The 19747-nt window shown below is 72.8% G+C and carries 14 protein-coding genes and 2 pseudogenes; 7 read left to right on the top strand and 9 right to left on the bottom strand.

Annotated elements, in window-relative coordinates; all coding sequences use genetic code 11:
* Positions 1-63: 63 nt before the first annotated feature.
* Positions 64-270: pseudogene (locus QFZ75_RS41205) on the top strand (DUF2277 domain-containing protein); the annotation flags it as partial.
* 5 nt (positions 271-275) lie between these two features.
* Here the strand turns inward: QFZ75_RS41205 and QFZ75_RS26825 are convergent.
* The 5 genes from QFZ75_RS26825 to QFZ75_RS26845 all read right to left on the bottom strand — a co-directional run bounded on the left by QFZ75_RS26825 (position 276) and on the right by QFZ75_RS26845 (position 6503).
* Positions 276-980, bottom strand: coding sequence for a DedA family protein (locus QFZ75_RS26825; protein WP_307540862.1), 705 nt, complete (start codon positions 978-980; stop codon positions 276-278).
* A 173-nt stretch (positions 981-1153) separates the two neighbouring features.
* On the bottom strand, positions 1154-1606 hold the full coding sequence (locus QFZ75_RS26830; RefSeq protein WP_307540864.1) for a DoxX family protein: 453 nt from the start codon (positions 1604-1606) through the stop codon (positions 1154-1156).
* A gap of 83 nt (positions 1607-1689) precedes the next feature.
* Positions 1690-3618 (bottom strand): FAD/NAD(P)-binding protein, encoded by a 1929-nt coding sequence (locus QFZ75_RS26835; protein WP_307544804.1) that lies wholly within the window; start codon positions 3616-3618, stop codon positions 1690-1692.
* Between the two features lie 347 nt (positions 3619-3965).
* A complete protein-coding gene (locus tag QFZ75_RS26840) occupies positions 3966-5702 on the bottom strand; it encodes an alkaline phosphatase D family protein (RefSeq protein ID WP_307540866.1) in 1737 nt (578 codons plus the stop codon).
* A gap of 156 nt (positions 5703-5858) precedes the next feature.
* On the bottom strand, positions 5859-6503 hold the full coding sequence (locus QFZ75_RS26845) for an HNH endonuclease family protein (RefSeq protein ID WP_307540868.1): 645 nt from the start codon (positions 6501-6503) through the stop codon (positions 5859-5861).
* 520 nt (positions 6504-7023) lie between these two features.
* Between QFZ75_RS26845 and QFZ75_RS26850 the strand changes: the two genes are divergently transcribed.
* The gene (locus QFZ75_RS26850; protein ID WP_307540870.1) at positions 7024-7692 is read left to right on the top strand and encodes an HAD family hydrolase; all 669 of its coding nucleotides are present in this window, start codon (positions 7024-7026) and stop codon (positions 7690-7692) included.
* Between the two features lie 247 nt (positions 7693-7939).
* On the opposite strand, the gene QFZ75_RS26855 is transcribed toward QFZ75_RS26850, so the two are convergent.
* Complete coding sequence (locus QFZ75_RS26855) at positions 7940-8899, bottom strand: peptidoglycan-binding protein (RefSeq protein ID WP_307540871.1); 960 nt, start codon at positions 8897-8899, stop codon at positions 7940-7942.
* A 334-nt stretch (positions 8900-9233) separates the two neighbouring features.
* Here QFZ75_RS26855 and QFZ75_RS26860 point away from each other — a divergent pair, with 334 nt between their 5' ends.
* The 3 genes from QFZ75_RS26860 to QFZ75_RS41210 all read left to right on the top strand — a co-directional run bounded on the left by QFZ75_RS26860 (position 9234) and on the right by QFZ75_RS41210 (position 13090).
* The gene (locus tag QFZ75_RS26860; protein ID WP_307540872.1) at positions 9234-11342 is read left to right on the top strand and encodes an MDR family MFS transporter; all 2109 of its coding nucleotides are present in this window, start codon (positions 9234-9236) and stop codon (positions 11340-11342) included.
* Between the two features lie 270 nt (positions 11343-11612).
* A complete protein-coding gene (locus tag QFZ75_RS26865) occupies positions 11613-12290 on the top strand; it encodes a hypothetical protein (protein WP_307540874.1) in 678 nt (225 codons plus the stop codon).
* 5 nt (positions 12291-12295) lie between these two features.
* Entirely contained in the window at positions 12296-13090 is a 795-nt protein-coding gene (locus QFZ75_RS41210; protein WP_373465950.1) for a hypothetical protein, read from the top strand.
* Positions 13091-13278: 188 nt separating this feature from the next.
* On the opposite strand, the gene QFZ75_RS26875 is transcribed toward QFZ75_RS41210, so the two are convergent.
* Positions 13279-13683 carry a DUF1992 domain-containing protein gene (locus QFZ75_RS26875; protein WP_307540875.1) on the bottom strand — a complete coding sequence of 135 codons (405 nt, stop codon included), beginning with the start codon at positions 13681-13683 and terminating at the stop codon, positions 13279-13281.
* Positions 13684-13912: 229 nt separating this feature from the next.
* On the opposite strand from QFZ75_RS26875, the gene QFZ75_RS26880 reads away from it, so the two are divergent.
* Positions 13913-14308 carry a hypothetical protein gene (locus QFZ75_RS26880; RefSeq protein WP_307540876.1) on the top strand — a complete coding sequence of 132 codons (396 nt, stop codon included), beginning with the start codon at positions 13913-13915 and terminating at the stop codon, positions 14306-14308.
* A gap of 505 nt (positions 14309-14813) precedes the next feature.
* On the opposite strand, the gene QFZ75_RS26885 is transcribed toward QFZ75_RS26880, so the two are convergent.
* Complete coding sequence (locus QFZ75_RS26885) at positions 14814-15485, bottom strand: O-methyltransferase (protein WP_307540877.1); 672 nt, start codon at positions 15483-15485, stop codon at positions 14814-14816.
* A 347-nt stretch (positions 15486-15832) separates the two neighbouring features.
* Here QFZ75_RS26885 and QFZ75_RS26890 point away from each other — a divergent pair, with 347 nt between their 5' ends.
* The gene (locus QFZ75_RS26890) at positions 15833-17980 is read left to right on the top strand and encodes a bifunctional glycosyltransferase 87/phosphatase PAP2 family protein (protein WP_307540878.1); all 2148 of its coding nucleotides are present in this window, start codon (positions 15833-15835) and stop codon (positions 17978-17980) included.
* Here QFZ75_RS26890 and QFZ75_RS26895 read toward each other — a convergent pair.
* Positions 17934-19644: pseudogene (locus tag QFZ75_RS26895) on the bottom strand (hypothetical protein). The gene QFZ75_RS26890 and the pseudogene QFZ75_RS26895 overlap by 47 nt on opposite strands.
* Positions 19645-19747 lie beyond the last annotated feature (103 nt).

The raw sequence follows: 19747 nt of genomic DNA on the forward strand, positions 1-19747 counted from the left end.
CTTCACTCGAACTGGGACTTCATCCGAACTCGCGTTGTCAGTGCCGCGCGCGAGACTGGGCGCATGTGCCGCAGCATCAAGACACTCCGACCGCCCGTCCTTCCCGAAGAGGCCACGGAGGACGACATCCGTGCCGCCGCTCTCCAGTACGTCCGCAAGGTCTCGGGCTTCCGCGCCCCCGCCGCCCACAACCGTGAGGTGTTCGACCGCGCGGTCGAAGCGGTGACGGCCGCCACGGCCGAACTGCTGGCCGGGCTGGAGGTCCGCGGGAAGTCTCAGACGCCCGCGCCCGTGCCCGGGTCCGGCGCGGTCACCGGTACGGGTACCCCCACAGGTACGGACACCGCCACCGGTGCGGACACCGCCACCGGCGAAGGGCGCCGCATCAGGTAGGCCGCCCCCGCCCCCGCCCCGAACAGCGCCACCAGCGAGATGCCGGAGGCGAGCCAGGTCGCGCCCAGCCACTGGCCGCCGAAGTACCCGAGGCCGACGCTGTACGCGGCCCACGCGAGGCCCGCCAGGATCGACCAGGGCAGGAAATCGCGGACCCGGCGGTGCGCGGCGCCCGCGCCAATCGAGACGACCGAGCGGCCGGCGGGCGCGAAGCGGGCGAGGACGACCAGGGCGCCGCCGCCGCGCGCGAGGGCCGCGCCGAGACGTTCCTGCGCGCCGCTCAGGCGGCGGGAGCGGGCGATGGCGCGGTCCAGCCGCTCGCCGCCGCGCCAGGCCAGCCGGTACGCCACCAGGTCGCCGAGGACCGACGCGGTCGCGGCCGAGAGGATCAGCGCGAGGATGTCCGGCACGTGCCGGGTGGCCGCTCCGGTGCCCGCCGCGGCCGCCGTCGCCGCCGTGATGACGAGGACGCCGCTCGGCAGCACCGGCAGGAAGACGTCGAACAGGACCGACAGCGCCACCACGGCGTAGATCCATTGGCTGTAGATCCAAGGGGTGCCGGACAGCGACCCCACACTCTCAAGCACCGGAACTCCCCTGTGTCTCCCCCGTGAGCCCGATCGTGCCGTGTGCCGCGGTGTCGCGGGGGAGCGGCAGGAGCGGCCTGTGACAGCCATACAGCGTACGCGTCGGGTCCGGCAGGAGATCCACAGGGGGCTCGGGTGTTCGTCACGCCATGTTCACCCGCCTGCGCCACACGTCAGGCCGTGACGGGCTCCGACGGGCGGTTCCGCCCGGCCGGTGCGGAGGAACGGCCGGGGAGCAGCCGGTCGAGACCGAACGCGCCCGAGCCGGTGAAGACGAGCAGGAGCATCGACCAGCAGTACATGGCCGCGCTCTCGCCGTTGTTCTCGATCGGCCACAGGGCCTCGGGCTGGTGGACCTTGAAGTACGCGTAGGCCATGGCGCCCGAGGAGACGAACGCCGCGACGCGGGTGCCGAGGCCGAGCAGGACCAGGGTGCCGCCGACCAGCTCGATGGCGGCCGCGTACCAGTTCGGCCAGGCGCCGGTCTCCACGGTGGCGCCCTTGCCGTCCAGGCCGCCGAGGACGCCCAGGAGCGACGCGGCGCCGTGGCAGGCGAAGAGCAGGCCGATGACGATGCGGAACAGGCCGACGGCGTAGGGCTGGGCGCTGTTGAGGCGTCCGGTCATGAGGGGGAGCTCCTTCGGTTTGAGTACGGTCCCGGGGGGACCGGTGGGGGCGTAACCGAGTGAGTGCTCTACGTTAGGTGTGCCTATTCGATGCTTGCAAGTTCAACTTTTGGCCACGGATTTTCGGACGGCACGGGCGCGGTTTCCGCCTGCTCCGCCTGCTCCGCCTGCTCCGGCCGCTCCGGCCGCTCCGGCCGCCCCGGCTGCGCGGCAGCCGTCCGCAGGACGGCCCGCGCCACCGCGTCGGCGTCCGACAGGGTGACCGAGTCCACCCCCGGCCTGACTCCGGCGGCGGTCACCCAGTGCACCCCTTCCGTGGGCACGCCGATCGCGAACCGCCGTGGGTGCGGGCGGCCCTGACGGTCGATCAGACGATAGGGGCGCTGTGTTACGTCCAGCCCTCCGGTTTCGTAACCGTCCACGGTGTGCGGGCGGCACTGGCCCGTCTTCAGCAGCCGGGCCAGCAGCGCGTCGGCGGTCCGCCGCAGGTCCGGCTCCGGCAGCCGGGCCTCGACGAGGGTCGTCGCCGTCACGGTCGAACCGGGCACGTCCGGCGAGTGTGCCACCCACGCCCCGCCCTGCGCCCGCACCTCCAGCCGGGGGCCGAGCACCTCCAGCACGCCCGCCTCGATCAGCGCGGCCATCTCCTCGATGCGGCGGCGCGGCGGTCCGATGGACAGGAACGCGTTGAGCGGCGTGTACCAGCGGTCCAGGTGCTCCTGGCGCGACAGGCCCGCGAGCCCGCCGTGGTCGACGATCTGCCGCAGCTCGTTGCGCAGGTCGCGCAGCACGTCGAGAGCCGCCTTCAGCGGACCCTCGACGTTGCCGAGCGCGGCCTGCTCGGCGTCCTCGCGGAGGTGGTCCAGCAGCCAGCCCCGGAAGTCCCCGGGGCCGGTGAAGACGCGTCCGCCGTACGGCCGTGAGACCCGGTCCCAGGACCAGCGGTCGGCCTCCGGGATCCCGAACCCGTCCAGGACGAGCGCCTCTCGGGGGTCCCGGTGCGGCACGGCGAGGAAACGCTCGCGGAAATCGCTCAGGGGCGTGCCGCCACGCGTCAACAGCTTCTCGTAGTAGACGGTTTCGACCTCCTTGGCCACCAACGGCCATATCTCCGTGAGGAAGTCGGGCGCCTCGCCCGAGTCCGCGCGCCTGCGGAAGCCGGCGACGGTCCCGGGGGTCAGCACGAGCGGGACGTGCCGGCCGTACGGGCCCTTCGCGTTGTCGCCGCGCGCCTGGTACGGGACGCCGCGGCGGGAACCGGCCACCAGGCGCGGCTCGCGGCCCGAGGGCAGGTAGCGCGTACCGGCCGGGGTGCGCAGGAAACGGCCGCCGCGGCCCGTCGTCAACAGGGCCATGTGGTCGAAGAAGTTGAGACCCAGACCGCGCAGGAGGACGGTCTCGCCGGGGGCGACGGCGGAGAGGTCCAGGTCCGCCGGATTTGCGGGCGGGACATGGCGCAGGCCGTGGCACCCGGCGTACGCGGACAGCCGTTCCTGTGCCCGGTCCGCGACCGCCGGCAGGTGGCCCTGCGCGAGGACCACGGCCGACAGGCCGGTCAGGGTACGGCCGTTGTCGAGTGCGAGGGTCTGGTGGCCGTCGGCCGCACCGTCGAGGCGGGTCGCGCGCGCCCGGTGCGTCTCGATCCGCAGCGCGGGCGGCGCCCCGCGGACCACCTCGGTGAAGACCCACTCCAGGTAGTGGCCGTACTGGGCGCGGCTCGGGTACTCGTCCGGACCCAGCCGGCCACCGGCCCAGGTGTGCAGGCTGGGGCCGGGGCGGATCGGGCCCGAGCAGTCGACGCTGTCGTCGGTGAAGAGGGTGACCTGGGAGGCCACCGTGTTCATCAGCAGCTCGGCCGGCTGGGCGGTGCGCCAGACGCGGCCGGGACCCGGCGGTGACGGATCGACGACGTGGACGGTCAACCGCGTTCCCGGGGCGAGGAGTTCGGGCGCGGAGGCGCAGAGGCGCTCCAGCACGCTGGTGCCCCGCGGCCCGGCACCGACCAGGGCCACGTGGACGTGTCCTGCCGGCTCCGGCGGCCCGGGATCCGCGGACCCGGCGGGCCCCGCGGCCTCCGTGTTCCTCGTCGGTTCCGTCGGCTCCGCGGTCGCTGCAGACAAGGGTGAGACTCCCGGACAGGTGGGGCATGTGCGGCACTGACGCCCACTGGAAGCGGGCGGTCCGCATCATCATGCCGTCGCGCACCACCGGAACCGACCCCTGGAACGGATCATCGGGGCCGGTTGTGGGATGCCTCACGGGACTCACAGGACTCGCGGGTACCAAGCATCAGCATCACGCACAACAAGGCTCTACACGGGCAACGTACACAATTGCCCGTGCCGAACGGCGTGAGCGGTCAGCTGAGTTCGGATTCGTCGATCGTCCGCAGGCGGGCCCCGCCGCCGGGCTCCTCGCGCGCGTGGTCGAGCCGCAGGAGGGCCGAACGGCCGCGCAGGGTCAGTGTCATCAGCTGGTTGCCGAACCAGGGGCCGCCGGTCTTGCGCCAGTCGACGGGCGGCGGAGCGACCCTGCCGTGCCGGGCGAGGCGCCGGCCGATCGCCCGGCCCGTCCCGCTCCAGCCGAAGCGGAAGCCGACCTTGATGTAGGCCGGGATGGAGTTGTGGACGGGGGAGCAGGTCAGCTGGAGCACCCGGGCGTCGGGCCCCGCCGTGCTCTCCCGCCAGACCGGCTCGGCGACGTACGCGTGGTGGACGTCCCCGGACAGCACGCACACGGTCGCCGGTGCCTGGGGTCCGGAGCCGGCCTCGGCGATCAGGTCGGCCAGCCTGTCGAAGGAGGTCGGGAAGGCCGCCCAGTGCTCCAGGTCGGCCGCCCGCCGCAGTTTCTCCCCGCGCCGCGCCCAGCGCTCGCCCCGCTCGCCCCGGCACGTCGCGGCGTTCCAGGCCTCCGCGTCGTGCACGAGGTTGGGGAGCAGCCAGGGCAGCGAGGTGCCGATGAGGAGGTGGTCGTACGGGCCGGGGACGTCCGGCGTTCCCCCGGCCGGCGCCTGTCCCTCCGGAAGCTGTCCCTTCGGAAGCTGTCCTTCCGGTGCCTGTCCGGCGTCCGGTGTCCGCCCGTCGAGTATCTGCTCGCGCAGCCAGTCCCATTCCGCCGGGTCGAGCATCGAGCGGTTCTGCTCGTCGAGGACGCGGGCGGCGCGGCTGTCGACCATCAGGAGGCGGGTGCGGCCGAAGTCGCGGCGGTAGCTCCAGCGGACCGAGGCCGGGTCGGCGTCGGCCCGGGCCGCGAAGGTGCGCAGGGCGTCCGTGCCGTCGGGCGTGTCGCGGACGGCCGCGTACAGCGGGTCCTCGGCGAGGCGGTCGGGGGAGAGGTTGCCGAGGTGCTGGTGGACCCAGTACGACATCAGGCCGCTCAGCACGCGCTCGCGCCACCAGGGGGTGCCCCGCATGTCGGCGACCCAGGCCTCGCTGGTGTTCCAGTCGTCGATGACGTCGTGGTCGTCGAAGATCATGCAGCTCGGGACCGTGGAGAGCAGCCAGCGCACCTCGGGGTCGAGCCACGATTCGTAGTAGAGGTGCGTGTACTCCTCGTAGTCCGCGACCTCGGCGCCGGGCGGTTCGTCCAGGCTGCGGCGGGTCTCCAGCCAGCGGCGGGTGGTCTTGGACACCTCGTCCGCGTACACCTGGTCGCCCAGCAGCACCAGGACGTCCGGGCGCTCGCCCTGCGGGTCCGCGGCGATCCGTACCGCGAGGGTGTCCAGGGCGTCCGGGCCGACCGGGTCCTTCTCGCCCTCGGGCGGTGAGGCCCAGCGGCAGGAGCCGAAGGCGACCCGCACCGTCTCGTGGTCGTCCACGGGGGTGTGGATGGCCGAGGGCGGGAAGGGCGAGTCGGGCAGCGGCCAGACGCGCGCCCCGTCGAACAGCACCTCGTACGAGGTGGTCGTGCCCGGTGTCAGCCCGGTCACCGGGATCAGGGCGTAGTGGTGGCCCGAGATCTGGAAGGTCCGGGCCTCACCGCTCGTGCCGTCCGCGCAGCGCACCTCGGCGGCGCACGGACGGCTCGCCTCGACCCAGACGGTCGCGGACGAGCCGTCGACGTACCTCAGCAGTGGACCCAGGCGCAGACTCGCCACGTGTGATCACCCTCCTCCGTCGCCCCGTACGGTACGGAACGACGGAGGCCGGTGGGGACATTCCGGCGAGCAATCGGCAGGCAATCGGTGAGAGACCGGTGGAAGACCGGTGAGATATCTCCAAAGATCGCGGTCCCCGAGCCTGCCGGGGGTGTGTCAGCAGCCGCTGAGGACCGAGCTGAGTTTGGTCTTCTCCGCGGAGTCGACGGAGAGGTCGTAGTAGTACTTCACCTGGACCCAGGCGCGTACGTAGGTGCAGGCGTAGGCCGTGCGGGACGGCATCCACTCGGCCGGGTCCTGGTCGCTCTTCGACTGGTTCACGTTGTCCGTGACGGCGATGAGCTGCGGACGGGTCAGGTCGTTGGCGAAGGACTGGCGCCGCGCGGTGGTCCAGCCGTCGGCGCCGGAGTCCCAGGCCTCGGCCAGCGGCACGAGGTGGTCGATGTCGAGGTCGGAGGCCGCGGTCCAGGTCGCGCCGTCGTAGACCGAGTACCAGGAGCCGCTGGTGGCGGCGCAGGCGGAGCTGGTGACGACGTTCGTGCCGTCACGCTTCAGAACGGTCTCGCGGGTGTTGCAGGTGCCGCTGATGGTGATCCAGTGCGGGAAGAGGTCGCGGTCGTAGCCGGTGCGGTCCTCGGTCGCCACGGTGAGCGAGGCGAGGTACGTGCGGGCGGTGGCCGCGCTGACCGGGGTGGGCAGTGCGGCGGAGGCGGCCGGGCCGTTGAACAGCCCGGCCATGGCTATCAGACCGGTGAGGGCCGCGACCAGACTCAGCCGTCGACGCGCGTAGATCCTGGGCATGCGAACTCCCTTTGGGTGGGGGGAAGTTGACGTGCGGGCACCGCATGCTCCCGGAGGCGGGTTTCCGGGAGGTGTGCGTCAGGTGAGAAGTTAGTGATGTGGGCATGACACGACAAGGGCCGCGCCGGGATTTCCGGGCCGGCCTGTCCTCTTTGTTGTGCCCTCGTGCGGAATGGGGTGCGCGTCGGGGGTTGCGGAGGTCTCGCATGGATCCGGTGGATTCAGCTCGCCTGACGCGCCTGACGCGCCTGACGCGCCTGACGCGCCTGACGCGCCTGATGGGGCCGATGGGCCCGGCGTACCCGGCGTACCCGGCGTACCCGGCGTACCCGGCTCGCCCGGTGGATCCGGTGGATCCGGTGGATTCGGTGGATCGGTGGGGGCGGGTAGCGGGGATGTCGCTTTGTTTTGTACCGTGGGGGAACAAAGTGGTCCCCGTCCGTTCTCCCTGACCGGCGGGCGGGGCCACCTTGTCCCCGGCGCCTGTCCCTCCGGGGGCTCTTTCCCACGTCTTTGGAGCATGCCGATGGCCCCGACCGTGCTGACCGCCCGTGCCCTGCTGCTGGACATGGACGGCACCCTCGTCAATTCGGACGCCGTCGTCGAGCGCGTGTGGCGCCGCTGGGCCGACCGGCACGGGCTCGACGGGGACGAGGTCATGAAGGTCGTCCACGGGCGGCAGGGGTACGCGTCGATGGCCATGCTGCTGCCCAGCCGGCCCATGGAGCAGAACCACGCGGAGAACGCGCGGATGCTGGCCGAGGAGACGGCCGACATGGAGGGGGTCGTGGCGGTCGAGGGGGCGGGGGAGTTCCTGGGGGCGCTGCGGGAGCTGGGGGTGCCGCACGCGCTCGTCACGTCCGCGGACGTCGCGCTGAGCACGGCGCGTATGAGGGCCGCGGGGCTTTCGCTGCCCGAGCTCCGGATCACCGCCGAGTCCGTGGGGGCGAGCAAGCCGGATCCCGAGGGGTTCCTGAAGGGGGCGGCCGAGCTGGGGGTCGCGCCTGAGGAGTGCGTGGTGTTCGAGGACTCCGGGGCGGGGATCGTGGCGGGGCGCTCCGCCGGGATGCGGGTTGTCGGAGTGGGGGCGCGGGCGGCGGTTCATCGGCCGGATGCGGTGGTGCGGGATCTTCGGGGGGTCCGGGTCGAGGCGGTCGGTGGGGGCGGGGTTCGGTTGCGCGTGGGGTGACGGGGGTGTGCGCGTGCCGTTGCCTGCGGGCTTGCGGGGACTGGTCGCGCAGTTCCCCGCGCCCCTGGAGGGGGGGCGGGGGTGCGGGTGTGTTTTGGGTGCGGGCCCGTGGGGGCGGGCCGCGCAGTTCCCCGCGCCCCTGAAGGCGCGCCTACGAAGAGCGAGCTTCTGAAGAGCGAGCCCCTGAGGGCGCGCCCCCCTCAGGGTGGGGGAGTGAGCCGTGGTCTGTGTCTTCGGGGTGGGGTGTCTACGGTTCCGATGTTTCTGATTCCAGGCGTTGGCGGGTTTGTTCCGTGTAGACGCCCTGGCCGTCCTGGATGCCCCGGGTGAGCTGGTAGCTGCGTACGGCGTTCTCGGTCCGGTTGTCGTAGTCGCCGTTCGCCTCGCCCACGTACATCGCCAACTGCTTCAGGCGCGACTGGAGTTCGACGACCTCCGGGCCCTTGTCGCCGCGGCGCAGGACCACCGGCTCGACCCTGTCCGTCGGGGTCGCGGACGGCTTCGTGGTGCTGGTCGGGTTCTCGGCCGAGGGCGCGTCCGTCGTGGCGCTCGCCCGGGACGACGCGGTGGCCGAGGCCGTCGGCGAACCGGAGGCCTCCGGCTCGGTGCTCTCGCCGGCCGACGCGGACGCGGACGCGGAGGGGGACGACGACGCGGACGGGGAACCGGATTCCGACGGGGACGGTTCCTCCACGGACGTGTCCGGCACGCTCGCGCGTATGTCGTCCGGGGCGGCGCTGCCGCGCGACGGCGACTCGTACGAGAACAGTCCGCTCGCGAACCCGGCGGCGGCCACCACGACCGCGGTGGCCCCGGCGCCCACGAGCGCGAAGCGGCGGCGCCGGCTCGTGTTCCCGTCAGGACCTTCGAGGCCTCCAGGGCCGTCGAGGTCGGGAGGGCTGGGCGGTGACCCGTCCCCGAAGAGCTGGACGTTCGCCGGGTGCGGCGGCACCGTCGCACGGGACAGCGGGGTCGTCGCGTCACTGAGGGGACGGGGACGGGAGTCCGCTGAACTCATCTGTCCGGAGGCGGCGGTGGGGGCCTCGGCGGAGGTGGAGCGCTGGACGGGGATCGACGGGATCGGAACCGTCGCCCCCTCTGCGCCCACCCCCTCTGCGCCCACCCCCTCTGCGCCCACCCCCGCCGTGCCCGGTGCCGCCGTGCCGTCGGTCGTCCCTGAGCCCTCCGGGGTCACGGACAGATCCACGTAGGGGCGTATCCGCAGCGGGTCGAAGTCCTCCGCGGCGGCCGCCTCGGCGCTGCGGGTCTGCAGGAGCTCGTCCGCCGCTCTGCGCGCGCAGCCGCAGGTCGGAGAGCCCTCCGCCGCCCAGGGTGCTCCGCATTCAGGACATATATGACCGCTCCGGTCACTCACGTGTGGATCCCTCCCCGTACGAACTCCAGCGATTATGCAGACCGCCTCCACACAATCTCCGGGTTACCCCCGGAATTGGCGACTCCTGGCTGGATTCAACAGGCCATAACAGGTCACACCGACCAGGATGGAAGAGGAACGGGATTCTCGTGGCCGGGAGGTCCACATGGCCGAGGACGCGCGCGGCGCGGACGCCTTGCACATACGGAAGACATCCCGCGGCGGCCAGGACCGCGGACGTGGCGCCGACGCCCCGCCGGAACAGACGCACGGCGGAGTGCTCATCCCGATCGGGGCGCTGCTCCTGGGGATGCTTCTCGCCGCGCTCGACCAGACGATCGTGTCGACCGCGCTGCCGACCATCGTCAGCGACCTCGGCGGCCTCGACCACCTGTCGTGGGTCGTCACGGCCTACCTGCTGGCCTCCACGGCCGCCACCCCGCTCTGGGGCAAACTCGGCGACCAGTACGGCCGCAAGAAGCTGTTCCAGATCGCCGTCGTGATCTTCCTGATCGGCTCGGCGCTGTGCGGAATGGCGCAGGACATGCCCCAGCTGATCGCCTTCCGCGCCCTCCAGGGTCTCGGCGGCGGCGGACTCATGGTGTTGTCGATGGCGATCGTCGGCGACCTCGTCCCGCCCCGCGAACGGGGACGCTACCAGGGCCTGTTCGGCGCGGTCTTCGGTGCGACCAGCGTCCTCGGCCCGCTGCTCGGCGGCCTGTTCACCGAGCACCTGAGCTGGCGCTGGGTCTTCTACGTCAACCTCCCCGTCGGCGTCGTCGCGCTCGCCGTCATCGCCGCCGTCCTGCACATCCCGGTCCGCTCCAGGAAGCACACGATCGACTACCTCGGTACGTTCCTGATCGCGGCCGTCGCCACCTGCCTGGTCCTCGTCGCCTCGCTCGGCGGCTCCACCTGGGCCTGGGTCTCGCCGCAGATCATCGGCCTCACGGTCCTCGGCGTCGTACTCGCCGTGGCGTTCGTGGCCGTCGAGCGGCGCGCCGCCGAACCCGTGCTCCCGTTGAAGCTGTTCCGGATCCGCACCTTCACCCTCGCCGCCGTCATCAGTTTCGTCGTCGGCTTCGCGATGTTCGGCGCCATGACGTACCTGCCGACGTTCCTGCAGGTCGTCCAGGGCGTGTCGCCCACCATGTCGGGCGTGCACATGCTGCCGATGGTGGCCGGGCTGCTGCTCTCCTCGACCGTCTCCGGGCAGATCGTCAGCCGCACCGGCCGCTGGAAGGTGTTCCCCGTCGTGGGCACCGCGGTGACGGCCCTCGGGCTGCTGCTCCTGCACCGGCTCGACGTGAACAGCTCCACGGGCGAGATGAGCGCGTACTTCCTGGTGTTCGGCCTGGGACTCGGCCTGGTCATGCAGGTCCTCGTCCTGATCGTGCAGAACGCCGTCTCGTACGAGGACCTGGGGGTCGCGACCTCCGGCGCCACCTTCTTCCGCTCCATCGGCGCCTCGTTCGGCGTCGCCGTCTTCGGCTCGGTCTTCGCGAGCCGTCTGAGCGACCAGCTGGCCGACGTCCTGCGCGGACGGGAACTCCCGGCGGGCCTGAGCCCCGACGCGCTGAAGTCCGACCCGAAGATCATCTCCGAGCTGCCGGCCGCGCTCCGGCCGCCCGTCGTCGAGGCGTACGCCACCTCCATCACGGACGTCTTCCTGTACGCGGCCCCGGTCGCCTTCGTCGGCTTCGCGCTCGCCTGGTTCCTGCGCGAGGACAAGCTGCGCGGCTCGGTGACGGCGCCGGACGCGACCCAGACCCTCGCCAGCAACCCCGTGGAACGCTCCTCGTACGACGAGGTGTGCCGGGCGCTGTCCGTGCTCGGCACCCGGGAGGGGCGGCGGCAGATCTACGAGAAGATCACCGCCCGTGCCGGGTACGACCTGCTGCCCGCGGCGAGCTGGCTGCTGCTGCGCATCAGGCGCTACGGCTGGGCCGAACCCGCCACGCTCGCCGAGCGCAGCGGAGTGCCCCTGCAGGTCGTCATCACGGCCGCGCGCCAGGTGGAGGAGCGGCGTCTCGCCGTACGCGAGGCGCACGACCTCGTCCTGACGGAGCGGGGCTGCGAGGTGGCCGAGGAGCTGGCCGCCGCCCGGGAGGAGTCCCTCGCCGAACTCCTCGGCGACTGGTGGGGACCGGACCGGCCGACCGACCTCGTCCGTCTGGTGGCGGAACTGAACTCCGAGCTGTGCGGTTCCGACGCCGAACGACCCTACGAGGAGTCGGCGTCCAGGCCGGCCGGCCGGTCGCGGACCGCCAAGTGAGCTGTCCGGTAAGGAACTTGTAGGGCGCGGGAAGCCGCTCGCGGGACGCGGGACGTCACTTGCATGCCCCGAGAGTGTTGTTCGGGGCGTTGTCCGAGGCTCTCTTCGAGGCGCTGTCCGAGCCGCGTTCGCGGGACCGGGACGACGTGCGCGGGCGCCACGATCGCGCGACTGCGGCTCGGATTGCACAAGGGCCCGTTTGCGCGCCGGAGTCCGGGCAATCCGATCGAGAGAACCGGCCCACTGGGCCCAGAACCCGGAAGGCAATCCATGTCCACAGGCGTGATCATCGTTCTGATCGTGATCGCGGTGGCCCTTGTCGCCGCCGTGATCGCTCGGCAAGTGATGGCCCGCGGGGCGGGCGGCGGGCGTGGTCTGAAGCGGCGCTTCGGGCCCGAGTACGACCGGGCGGTGGCCCGGCACGACGGCGACACCAAGGCCGCCGAGCGTGAGCTCGAGGAGCGCGTGCAGCGGCACGGTTCGCTGCGTGAGCAGCCGCTGGACCCCACGGCGCGGGAGCGGTACGTGGTCCGCTGGACCGCGGTGCAGGAGCAGTTCGTCGACTCGCCGCGGGACGCCGTCGTCGAGGCGGACCGGCTGCTCGCCGAGGTGGCGGGCGCGCGCGGGTTCCCGGGCAACGACCACTACGAGGAGCAGCTCTCCGCGCTGTCCGTGCACCACGCACACCACGTGAACGGCTACCGGCGTGTCCATCTGGCCGCGCACGCGAACGGCGCCGCCGGGCGGCTCGACACGGAAGAGCTGCGTGAGGCGCTGGTCGAGGCCCGCGGTCTCTTCGAGAACCTGACCACCTCCGCCCGCGACGACAAGGCGCGGCTGCGGAAGGACGACGAGGAAGTGCCCGCGAGCACTTCGACGGACGACAGCTCCCGCGGTCGCTCGCACGCGCCGTGGGCGCTCAACAGGCGCCACGTGAAGGGGAGTTGAGACGCATGCCGGACAACATCGCAGGGCCGTCCCGTGACCAGCAGCAGCGGGACGAGCGGGAGGATCCGACAAGGGCCCCGGGGATACCCGGAGCCTCGGGGGCCCCGCAGACGCCGGGGACGCCGAGGACCCCGGGAGGGAACAGCACCGGCACCGGCGGCACGGCCCGGGCCGGTTCGGGTACGCGGGACGGTGTCCTGGGTGGCCGTGACACGGCGGCGCAGGAGCGGGCCCGCGGCGGCCGGGACACGGTCGTCGACGGCGAGCCGGTCCCGGCGTCCCCGGGCCGCGGTGACCGGGACGGTGTCCTGGGTGGTCGTGACACGGCGGCGCAGGAGCGGGCTCGTGGCGGCCGGGACACGGTCGTCGACGGCGAGCCGGTCCCGGCAGGGCCCGGCCCGGCCGGGCACGACCGCTCGCCGGCTCCGGACGGCGTCACCGGCAAGGGCACGGACGGCAGGACCGGGGCGTCCCGCGAGGGACTCCTGGGCGCCGAGGCCAGGGTGAAGGCCGGTACCCCGTCGGGCACCAGCGGGCGGCTCATGCCGCACGACGAGGGCGACACGTGGTCGCTGCGGCTGCAGCACGCGGTCACCGGGTTCGTCGACGGGCCCAAGGGCTCGGTCGAGGAGGCGGACAAGGTGCTGCAGGAGGTGGCGGAGCGGTTCACCGACGCCGTCAACCAGCGCCGCCGCACCCTGCGCACGTCCTGGCAGGACGGTGACAAGGCGGACACGGAACAGCTCCGGCTGGCCCTGAAGGACTACCGCGAACTGGCGGAGCGCCTGCTGAAGATCTGACCCCGGCCGCCGTGCCGGCGCACTCGCGTGCGCGACGGACCGGACCACGCGTACCGCGTGCCACGTACGAGGCCCCGCCCGGACGACACCCCGGGCGGGGCCTCGCGCGTGCCCGGAGCCGGGCCGGCCGGAAACCGGAGCCCGCCCCCCCGGCCGGAGTCAGGCCGTGCGGAGTCCGCCGTGCGGAGTCAGGTCGTGCGGGCGGTGTGCCAGGCCCGGACGATCTCCTCCACGTCGTACGGCTTGAGGCCCAGGGGCGGGCCGGGCGGGGGCTTGAACATCATGTCGCGGATCTTGGCGTTGATGTCCGTGACGATCCGCCGCACCACCCGCTCCGAGGGCGCCGCGGCGGCCGCCTCCAGGGCGTCCTCCGCCTCCTTGCGCAGCGCCAGGGTCGGCGGCAGCACGGACATGCCCTCGCGGGCCATCTTCTGCTTGATCCACCACAGTTCGTCGTACGACGTGTCGGGGCCGCTCGGCAGCGGCTTGCCCGCTCCGGCGAGCTGGGTGAACTCGCCGCGGGCCTCCGCCTCGCGGATCTGCCTGTCGACCCAGGACTCGAAGCTGACGCCGGGAGGCTTGCGCTCGGTCATGTCCCCATTGTGCCAAAGGGGCCCGGACGACCGCCGGCGACCGCTGACGGTCACCGACGGCGACCGACGACGGCTGACGGCGCCCCACGGAGGCCGAACGGTATGCGACTGTGCCGGACGGTGCGCGGCCGGGCGAATTATCATTCGGCGGCGATACGTCGCCGGGCGCCGACCGTGCCCCGGCGCGGCACAATTGGACCGCGGGAACGCGCGGAACGAAGGAGCGCACGTGCTCGAACTGACCATGGCCTCGGTGTCCGGGGCCGACGCCGGCGCGACGGCCGGGATGCAGATGGCCGAGGCGTCGAGCGAGCCGGGCGCCATGCTGCGGGTGGGGCGCGACCGGGGCGTGTGCCGCCTCGCGACGCCAGACGACTGGCTGTTCGTCTCGCGGGTCCACCTGGAGTTCCTGTGCGGACCCGAGGGGACCTGGCAGGTGACCTGGCTGCGGGGCTCGCACGAAGACCCGTCGTCCGAGGTGCGCTTCGCGCTGGTGGGCGACGCCCAGCAGCCACTCCCGTACGGCGGGACGGCACAGCTGCCCAAGGGCGGCGCGGGCGAGCTGGTCATCGTGGACCGCACGGGCCCGCGCAGCGTGAACGTGGGCTTCTACCAGGAGGTCTAGGGTTTCCGGACCTCCCCGGCCCGCCCCGACCCCGCCGAGAGCCCCGGCCGCCCCGGGGCATGGCGCCTGTGCCAGGTGCGCGCCTACGAACGCGGCGCCTGCGCCCGGCAGCCACCCCCGGGGCACGGCGCCCGCACCCGGCGTCCGTGCCCGGCGTCCGCTTCCGGGGTATGGCGCCTGTGCCAGATGCGCGCCTCCGAACGCGGCGCCTGCGCCCGGTAGCCGCCTCCCGGGCACGGCGCCCGTGCCCGGCGTCCGCACCCGGCGTCCGCTTCCGGGGCACGGCGCCTGCGCCAGGTGCGCGCCTCCGGGCACGGCGCCTGCGCCCGGTAGCCGCCTCCCGGGCACGGCGCCCGGCACCTGCGCCCGCCTCCGCACCCGGCACCTGCGCCCGCCTCCGCACCCGGCACCTGCGCCCGCCTCCGCATCCGGCCTCCGCATCCGGCACCCGCACCCGGCACCCGCACCCGGCACCCGCGCCCGGCGCGCGCACCGCGGCCTACGGCTACGGCAGGACGCGCGCCAGCGCGAATCCGTCGTAGCCCTTCACCCCCACCGTCTGGATCGCCGTGGCGGTCAGCCTGGGGTGCGTGGCGAAGATGTCCAGCGCCTCGCGGGTACCGCGCACGCTCGGGTCCTGGCTGGTGGCGTCGGTGACGGCGCCCCCGCGGACGACGTTGTCGAGGATGATCAGGCTGCCCGGCCGGGTGAGCTCCAGGGCCCACTCCACGTACCGCGGGTTGTTCACCTTGTCCGCGTCGATGAAGACCACGTCGAAGGGGGCGGGCCGCTCGTCGGCCAGCTTCTGCAGGCCGATCAGGGCCGGCCCCACCCGTACCTCGGTGATCTTGTCCAGACCGGCCCGGGCGAGGTTGTGCCGGGCCACCTCGGCGTGTTGCTCGCTGTACTCGAGGGTGATCAGCCTGCCGTCCTCGGGGAGGGCCCGGGCCAGCCAGATGGTGCTGTAGCCGCCGAGCGTGCCGATCTCCAGGATGCGGGTCGCGCCCTGGACGACGGCGAGCAGATGCAGCAGTTTGCCCTGGTTGGGGGCGACGTTGATCGGGGGGAGTCCGGCGGCGTCGCTGTCGCGCAGCGCGTCGGTCAGGGCGGCGTCCGGCGGGGCGAGGAGCCCGGTGAAGTAGGCGTCCACGTCGTGCCAGAGCTGCGGCTCGTTCATACGGCGGACCTTTCGTCTGTCTAGTTAGCTGAACTAACTAGTTCTGTTGCCGAATATAGCCGGTCACCCGCGGACCGGGTGGCCGTATTCCCGTCACGGCCTCGCGTGGCGGCGCGCCAGAGGGCCTCTTCGGCCTTACAACACCTTCATCGGGACAAAAGAATGAAGGACGTCAGGTGAAGAGGGGGTTGCCCGCGTCTCACAACAGAGGTGGTGCGAGCCTCTTAGGGTTCGAAGAGAAAACAGGCGCACAAGACTCATGGGGCTCATGGGGCTTACTGGACCCATGGGGTTCACGAGTGCTCATGGGACGCAGAGGACGAACGGGGCGGGAGGTCCGACGGCGCGTGGCGAACGTGGAGCACGGTGGACGACCAGGTGAGGCCTTCGGGGCGGCGCCCGGGACGGCGAGGGCACGGCTGGGCATGGTCCGCGCGGGCCTCTGGCTGATCGCCGCCGTCCTGGCGGTACGACAGCTCGCCACCGTCCTGAACACACCGGACAGCGAACGCCTGACGGACCTGGAGACCTGGGTCGGTCCCGAGGGCGTGCTGCATGTGAACGGCTCGCTGTACGACTCGACCCGGTTCACGGGCACGCCCTTCGGCGGACTCGTCCTCAAACCCCTCACCAGGGCCGCCGAGCAGGCCCTCGGCTGGGGCTGGACCTTCGGCACGCTGCTGCTGGTGGTCGCCCTGGGCGTGGTCGCCGCACGCGCCCTGCCGCAGCCCGTCAGCCGCCGCACCGCCCTGCTGGCCGCGCCGGTCGCGATCAGCCTGCTGATGCTGTCCCTGCCCGTGCGCAACACGCTGTACCTCGGCCAGACCAGCATCATCCCGGTCCTGCTGGTGCTCCTCGGCTGCTTCGCCGTACGCGGGGAACGGACGAGCGGGCTGCTCATCGGTCTCGCGGCCGCCCTGCAGCCGACCGTCCTGCTGTTCGCGCCGCTCCTGTGGTTCACCGGCCGCCGCCGGGCCGCCGTCTCCACCGGCCTCACCTTCGCCGCGGCCACCGCGCTCGCGTGGGCGGCGATGCCGCACGACTCGTACACCTACTGGGTGCACCACCTGGCCGGGGTCGGGCTCGGCCGGCCCGCCGACGACCTCGCCAACGAGTCGCTGCACGGGGCGCTGCTGCGGCTCGGTGTCGAGGGCCCGCCGGAGATCGCGCTCTTCCTGGTGCTCGCCGCCGCCGTCGCGGTGCTCGGCCTGCGCCGCGCCGTGCGCTACGCCCGCGACGGACAGCTGCTGCTCGCCGTCGCCGTCACCGGCTGCGTCGCCATCGCCGTGGCGCCCACCACCTGGCAGCACCAGCTGCTGTGGGTCCTGCTCGCGCTCTCCGGCCGCGTCGGGAAGAAGGCGGGCGACCGGTATGTGTGGCCGGTCGCCGTCGTCCTGGTGATGACCCTGCCGGCGAAGATGATGCTGCCGAACATGGCGGTCCTCTACCCGCTGCGCGACAACGTCGTGCTGCTCGCCGCCCTCGCCGCGGCGACCGCGGTCCCGTTCCTGTCCCGTACGTCCGAGCACTACCGCTCACCGGTCCCGACGCGGTACGCGCAGCCGGTGCCCACGCGGTGGAGGCGCGTACCCCTGCTGCCGTTCCTGGGCCGGGTCCTCACCCGCCCGAACCTGCTCCTCGAACTGCTGCTGATCCGCGTCGGCTACTCCGCGTACCAGCAGGTCAGGCTCGCGGCGACCGGCGGCACCAACACGGGGGGCCGGGCCACCGCAGAGCACCACGGCGAGCAGGTCCACTCGATCGAGAAGTTCCTCTTCATCGACATCGAGCACTGGGTCAACCACACGGTGGTGAGGATCGGCTGGCTGGAGGACTTCTTCAACTTCTACTACACGTCGTTCCACTTCGTGGTCCCGCTGACCGTGCTCGGCGTCCTGTACGCCCGTCGGCCCGCCGACTACCGCTGGGCGCGGGCGGCGCTCGGCTTCGCCACGCTGCTCGCGCTCGTCGGGTTCTGGCTCTACCCGCTGGCCCCGCCGCGGCTGATGCCCGGCCTCGGCTTCATCGACACCGTGCACGGCGTACAGGACTTCTCCCAGCCGGACTACGGCACGCTGACCGCGCTCACCAACCAGTACGCGGCGATGCCCTCGCTGCACTTCGGCTGGTCGCTGTGGTGCGGGCTCGTCATCGCGATCCTCGCCCCCCGATGGTGGATGAAGGCCCTCGGCCTGCTGCACCCGCTGTTCACGGTCTCCGCGATCGTGGCGACCGGCAACCACTGGGTGCTGGACGCGGTGGGCGGCGCGGCCGTCGTCGGCGCGGGCTTCGGGCTGACCTACCTGCTCCAGGGCCCGCGACCCCGGCCGCGTACGCAACCGGCCGGGGACGGAGGCACCGGGAAAGCCGAGGAGGTCGGGAAGGCAGGGAAGGCCGAGGAGGCCGGGAAGGCAGGGAAGGCCGGGGAGGCCGGGAAGGCCGGGGAGGTCAGCACCGCGGAGCCGGCCCCGGTGAAGGGCCGTACCCCGAGCTGATCCGGTACTCGCCCGGCCCGCTCACCGTCAGCCGCGTGAACTCGCCCTCCTTCGCCAGGCAGCCGCCCTCGGCGTGCAGCCAGGGCGAGAAGACGACCCGCACGGTGACCGGGCCGGGGCGCGGGACGCGCACCACGACCTCGGCGCCGTCGGCCCGCACGACCGTGGCGGGCGGCGACACCAGCGGCACCGCGTCGCGCACCCGGTAGACCCGCCAGTTCGGGTCGCGCCACACCGGCTCCAGCCACGGGGTGCCGTTCCTGACCAGGCGGGCCTCGTCCTCCGCGAAGCCGTCCGGTTTGCCCTCGGGCAGCACGACGAAGCCGACCGCCCACCGGTCCAGCCAGGCCCGGTACGTCTCCTGCGAGAACGTGCCGTCGTAGAAGAGCCGGCCGCGCTCCATGTCCAGCTGCCGGTTCCAGCCCCGCGCCAGGTTCACGTGCGGGGCCAGCGCGGTCGCCTCCCGGTGGTTGCGGGCCGGGACGACCTCGACCCGGGTGCGGTCGGCGCCGAGCCGGTCCAGGGCCTCCACGACTCCGGTGGTGTCGTGCGCCCAGGCCGGCACCACCGTCGACACCTCCAGATCGTCGACGGTCTTCTTGCCGACCCAGCCCACGGAGAACACCAGGGCCATGGTCAACGCCACGCGCCGCCGGCGGCGCCCGCGCCACAGGACGGCATCGGTCTCCTCGGTGCCGGTGCCGGCACCGCTGGTGTCGGCACCGGTGCGGTGGGGGCCGGGCACCGCGAGCAGCGCGGCCAGCAGCGCCGCCGGCGCGAACAGCTCCGCGAGGCGCTCCACGTTCGTGCCGACCGGTGAGGGCACCAGATAGGTGAGGACCGTCCCGGCCGCGTACACGACGGCGCCCCGGCGCAGGACCCGCCACCCGCGCGGGGCCAGCGTCAGCACGGCGATCCCGATCAGCACCGGCGGCCAGATCCGGGCGGCGGGCATCAACTGCTCACCGGTGAACGGGAAGAACAGGGTCGTCGTGCCGACCACCACGACCGGGGGCGCGATCAGGGCCGCGGCCCGCCCCCGGTCCCGTACGAGGGCGTGGCCGGCGCCCGCGACGACCAGGAACAGGCCCGCCACCGGGCTCGCCATGGTGGCGAGCGCCGCGTACGCAGCGGCCGGCCGTACGCGGCGCTCGCGGACCAGCAGCACACAGGCCGCGAGCCCCAGCGCGACGCCGAGCGCGAACGTCGTACGCCCCGACGCGACGTTGCACCACAGGGCGAGCGACGCGAGCAGCGCCGGGCCGAGGGGACGGCGGATCCCCGTACGGACGACGAGGACCGCGGCCAGCCAGGCGGCCACCAGCCCGGCCCGCCACGGTGACCGTCCGCACACCGAAGGCGGCCATCAGGTAGGGCGAGATCAGGCTGTAGTTGGCGGTGTGCATCCCGCCGTACCAGAAGAGGCTGTACGCCGATCCGCCGTGCCGGGACACGAAGTCGGCCCACGCCTCCTGCGCGGCGAGATCACCGCCGCCGGTGGCGAGGAGGAACCACCACAGGACGTACAGCGGCACGGTCGGCAGGGTGGCGAGCAGCGGCACCCGGTGCCGCCGCAGACGCCGTCGCAGAACCGGTCGGACATCCCGCTTCGGGGAGGCTGCGGCGCTCTTCCCCCGGACGGGGGACAGTTCGGCTGGGGCCACGGCTCGGCGTTTCCGTTCGAAGTCTTCGAAGGTGTGAGGTGTCTGTGCCACCTGTAAAGACGCTCGACGGACCGAAATCGTTCATCATCTGCCGGAGGACCGC

Origin of the sequence: Streptomyces sp. V3I8, from assembly GCF_030817535.1 — a bacterium.
GTDB lineage: Bacteria > Actinomycetota > Actinomycetes > Streptomycetales > Streptomycetaceae > Streptomyces.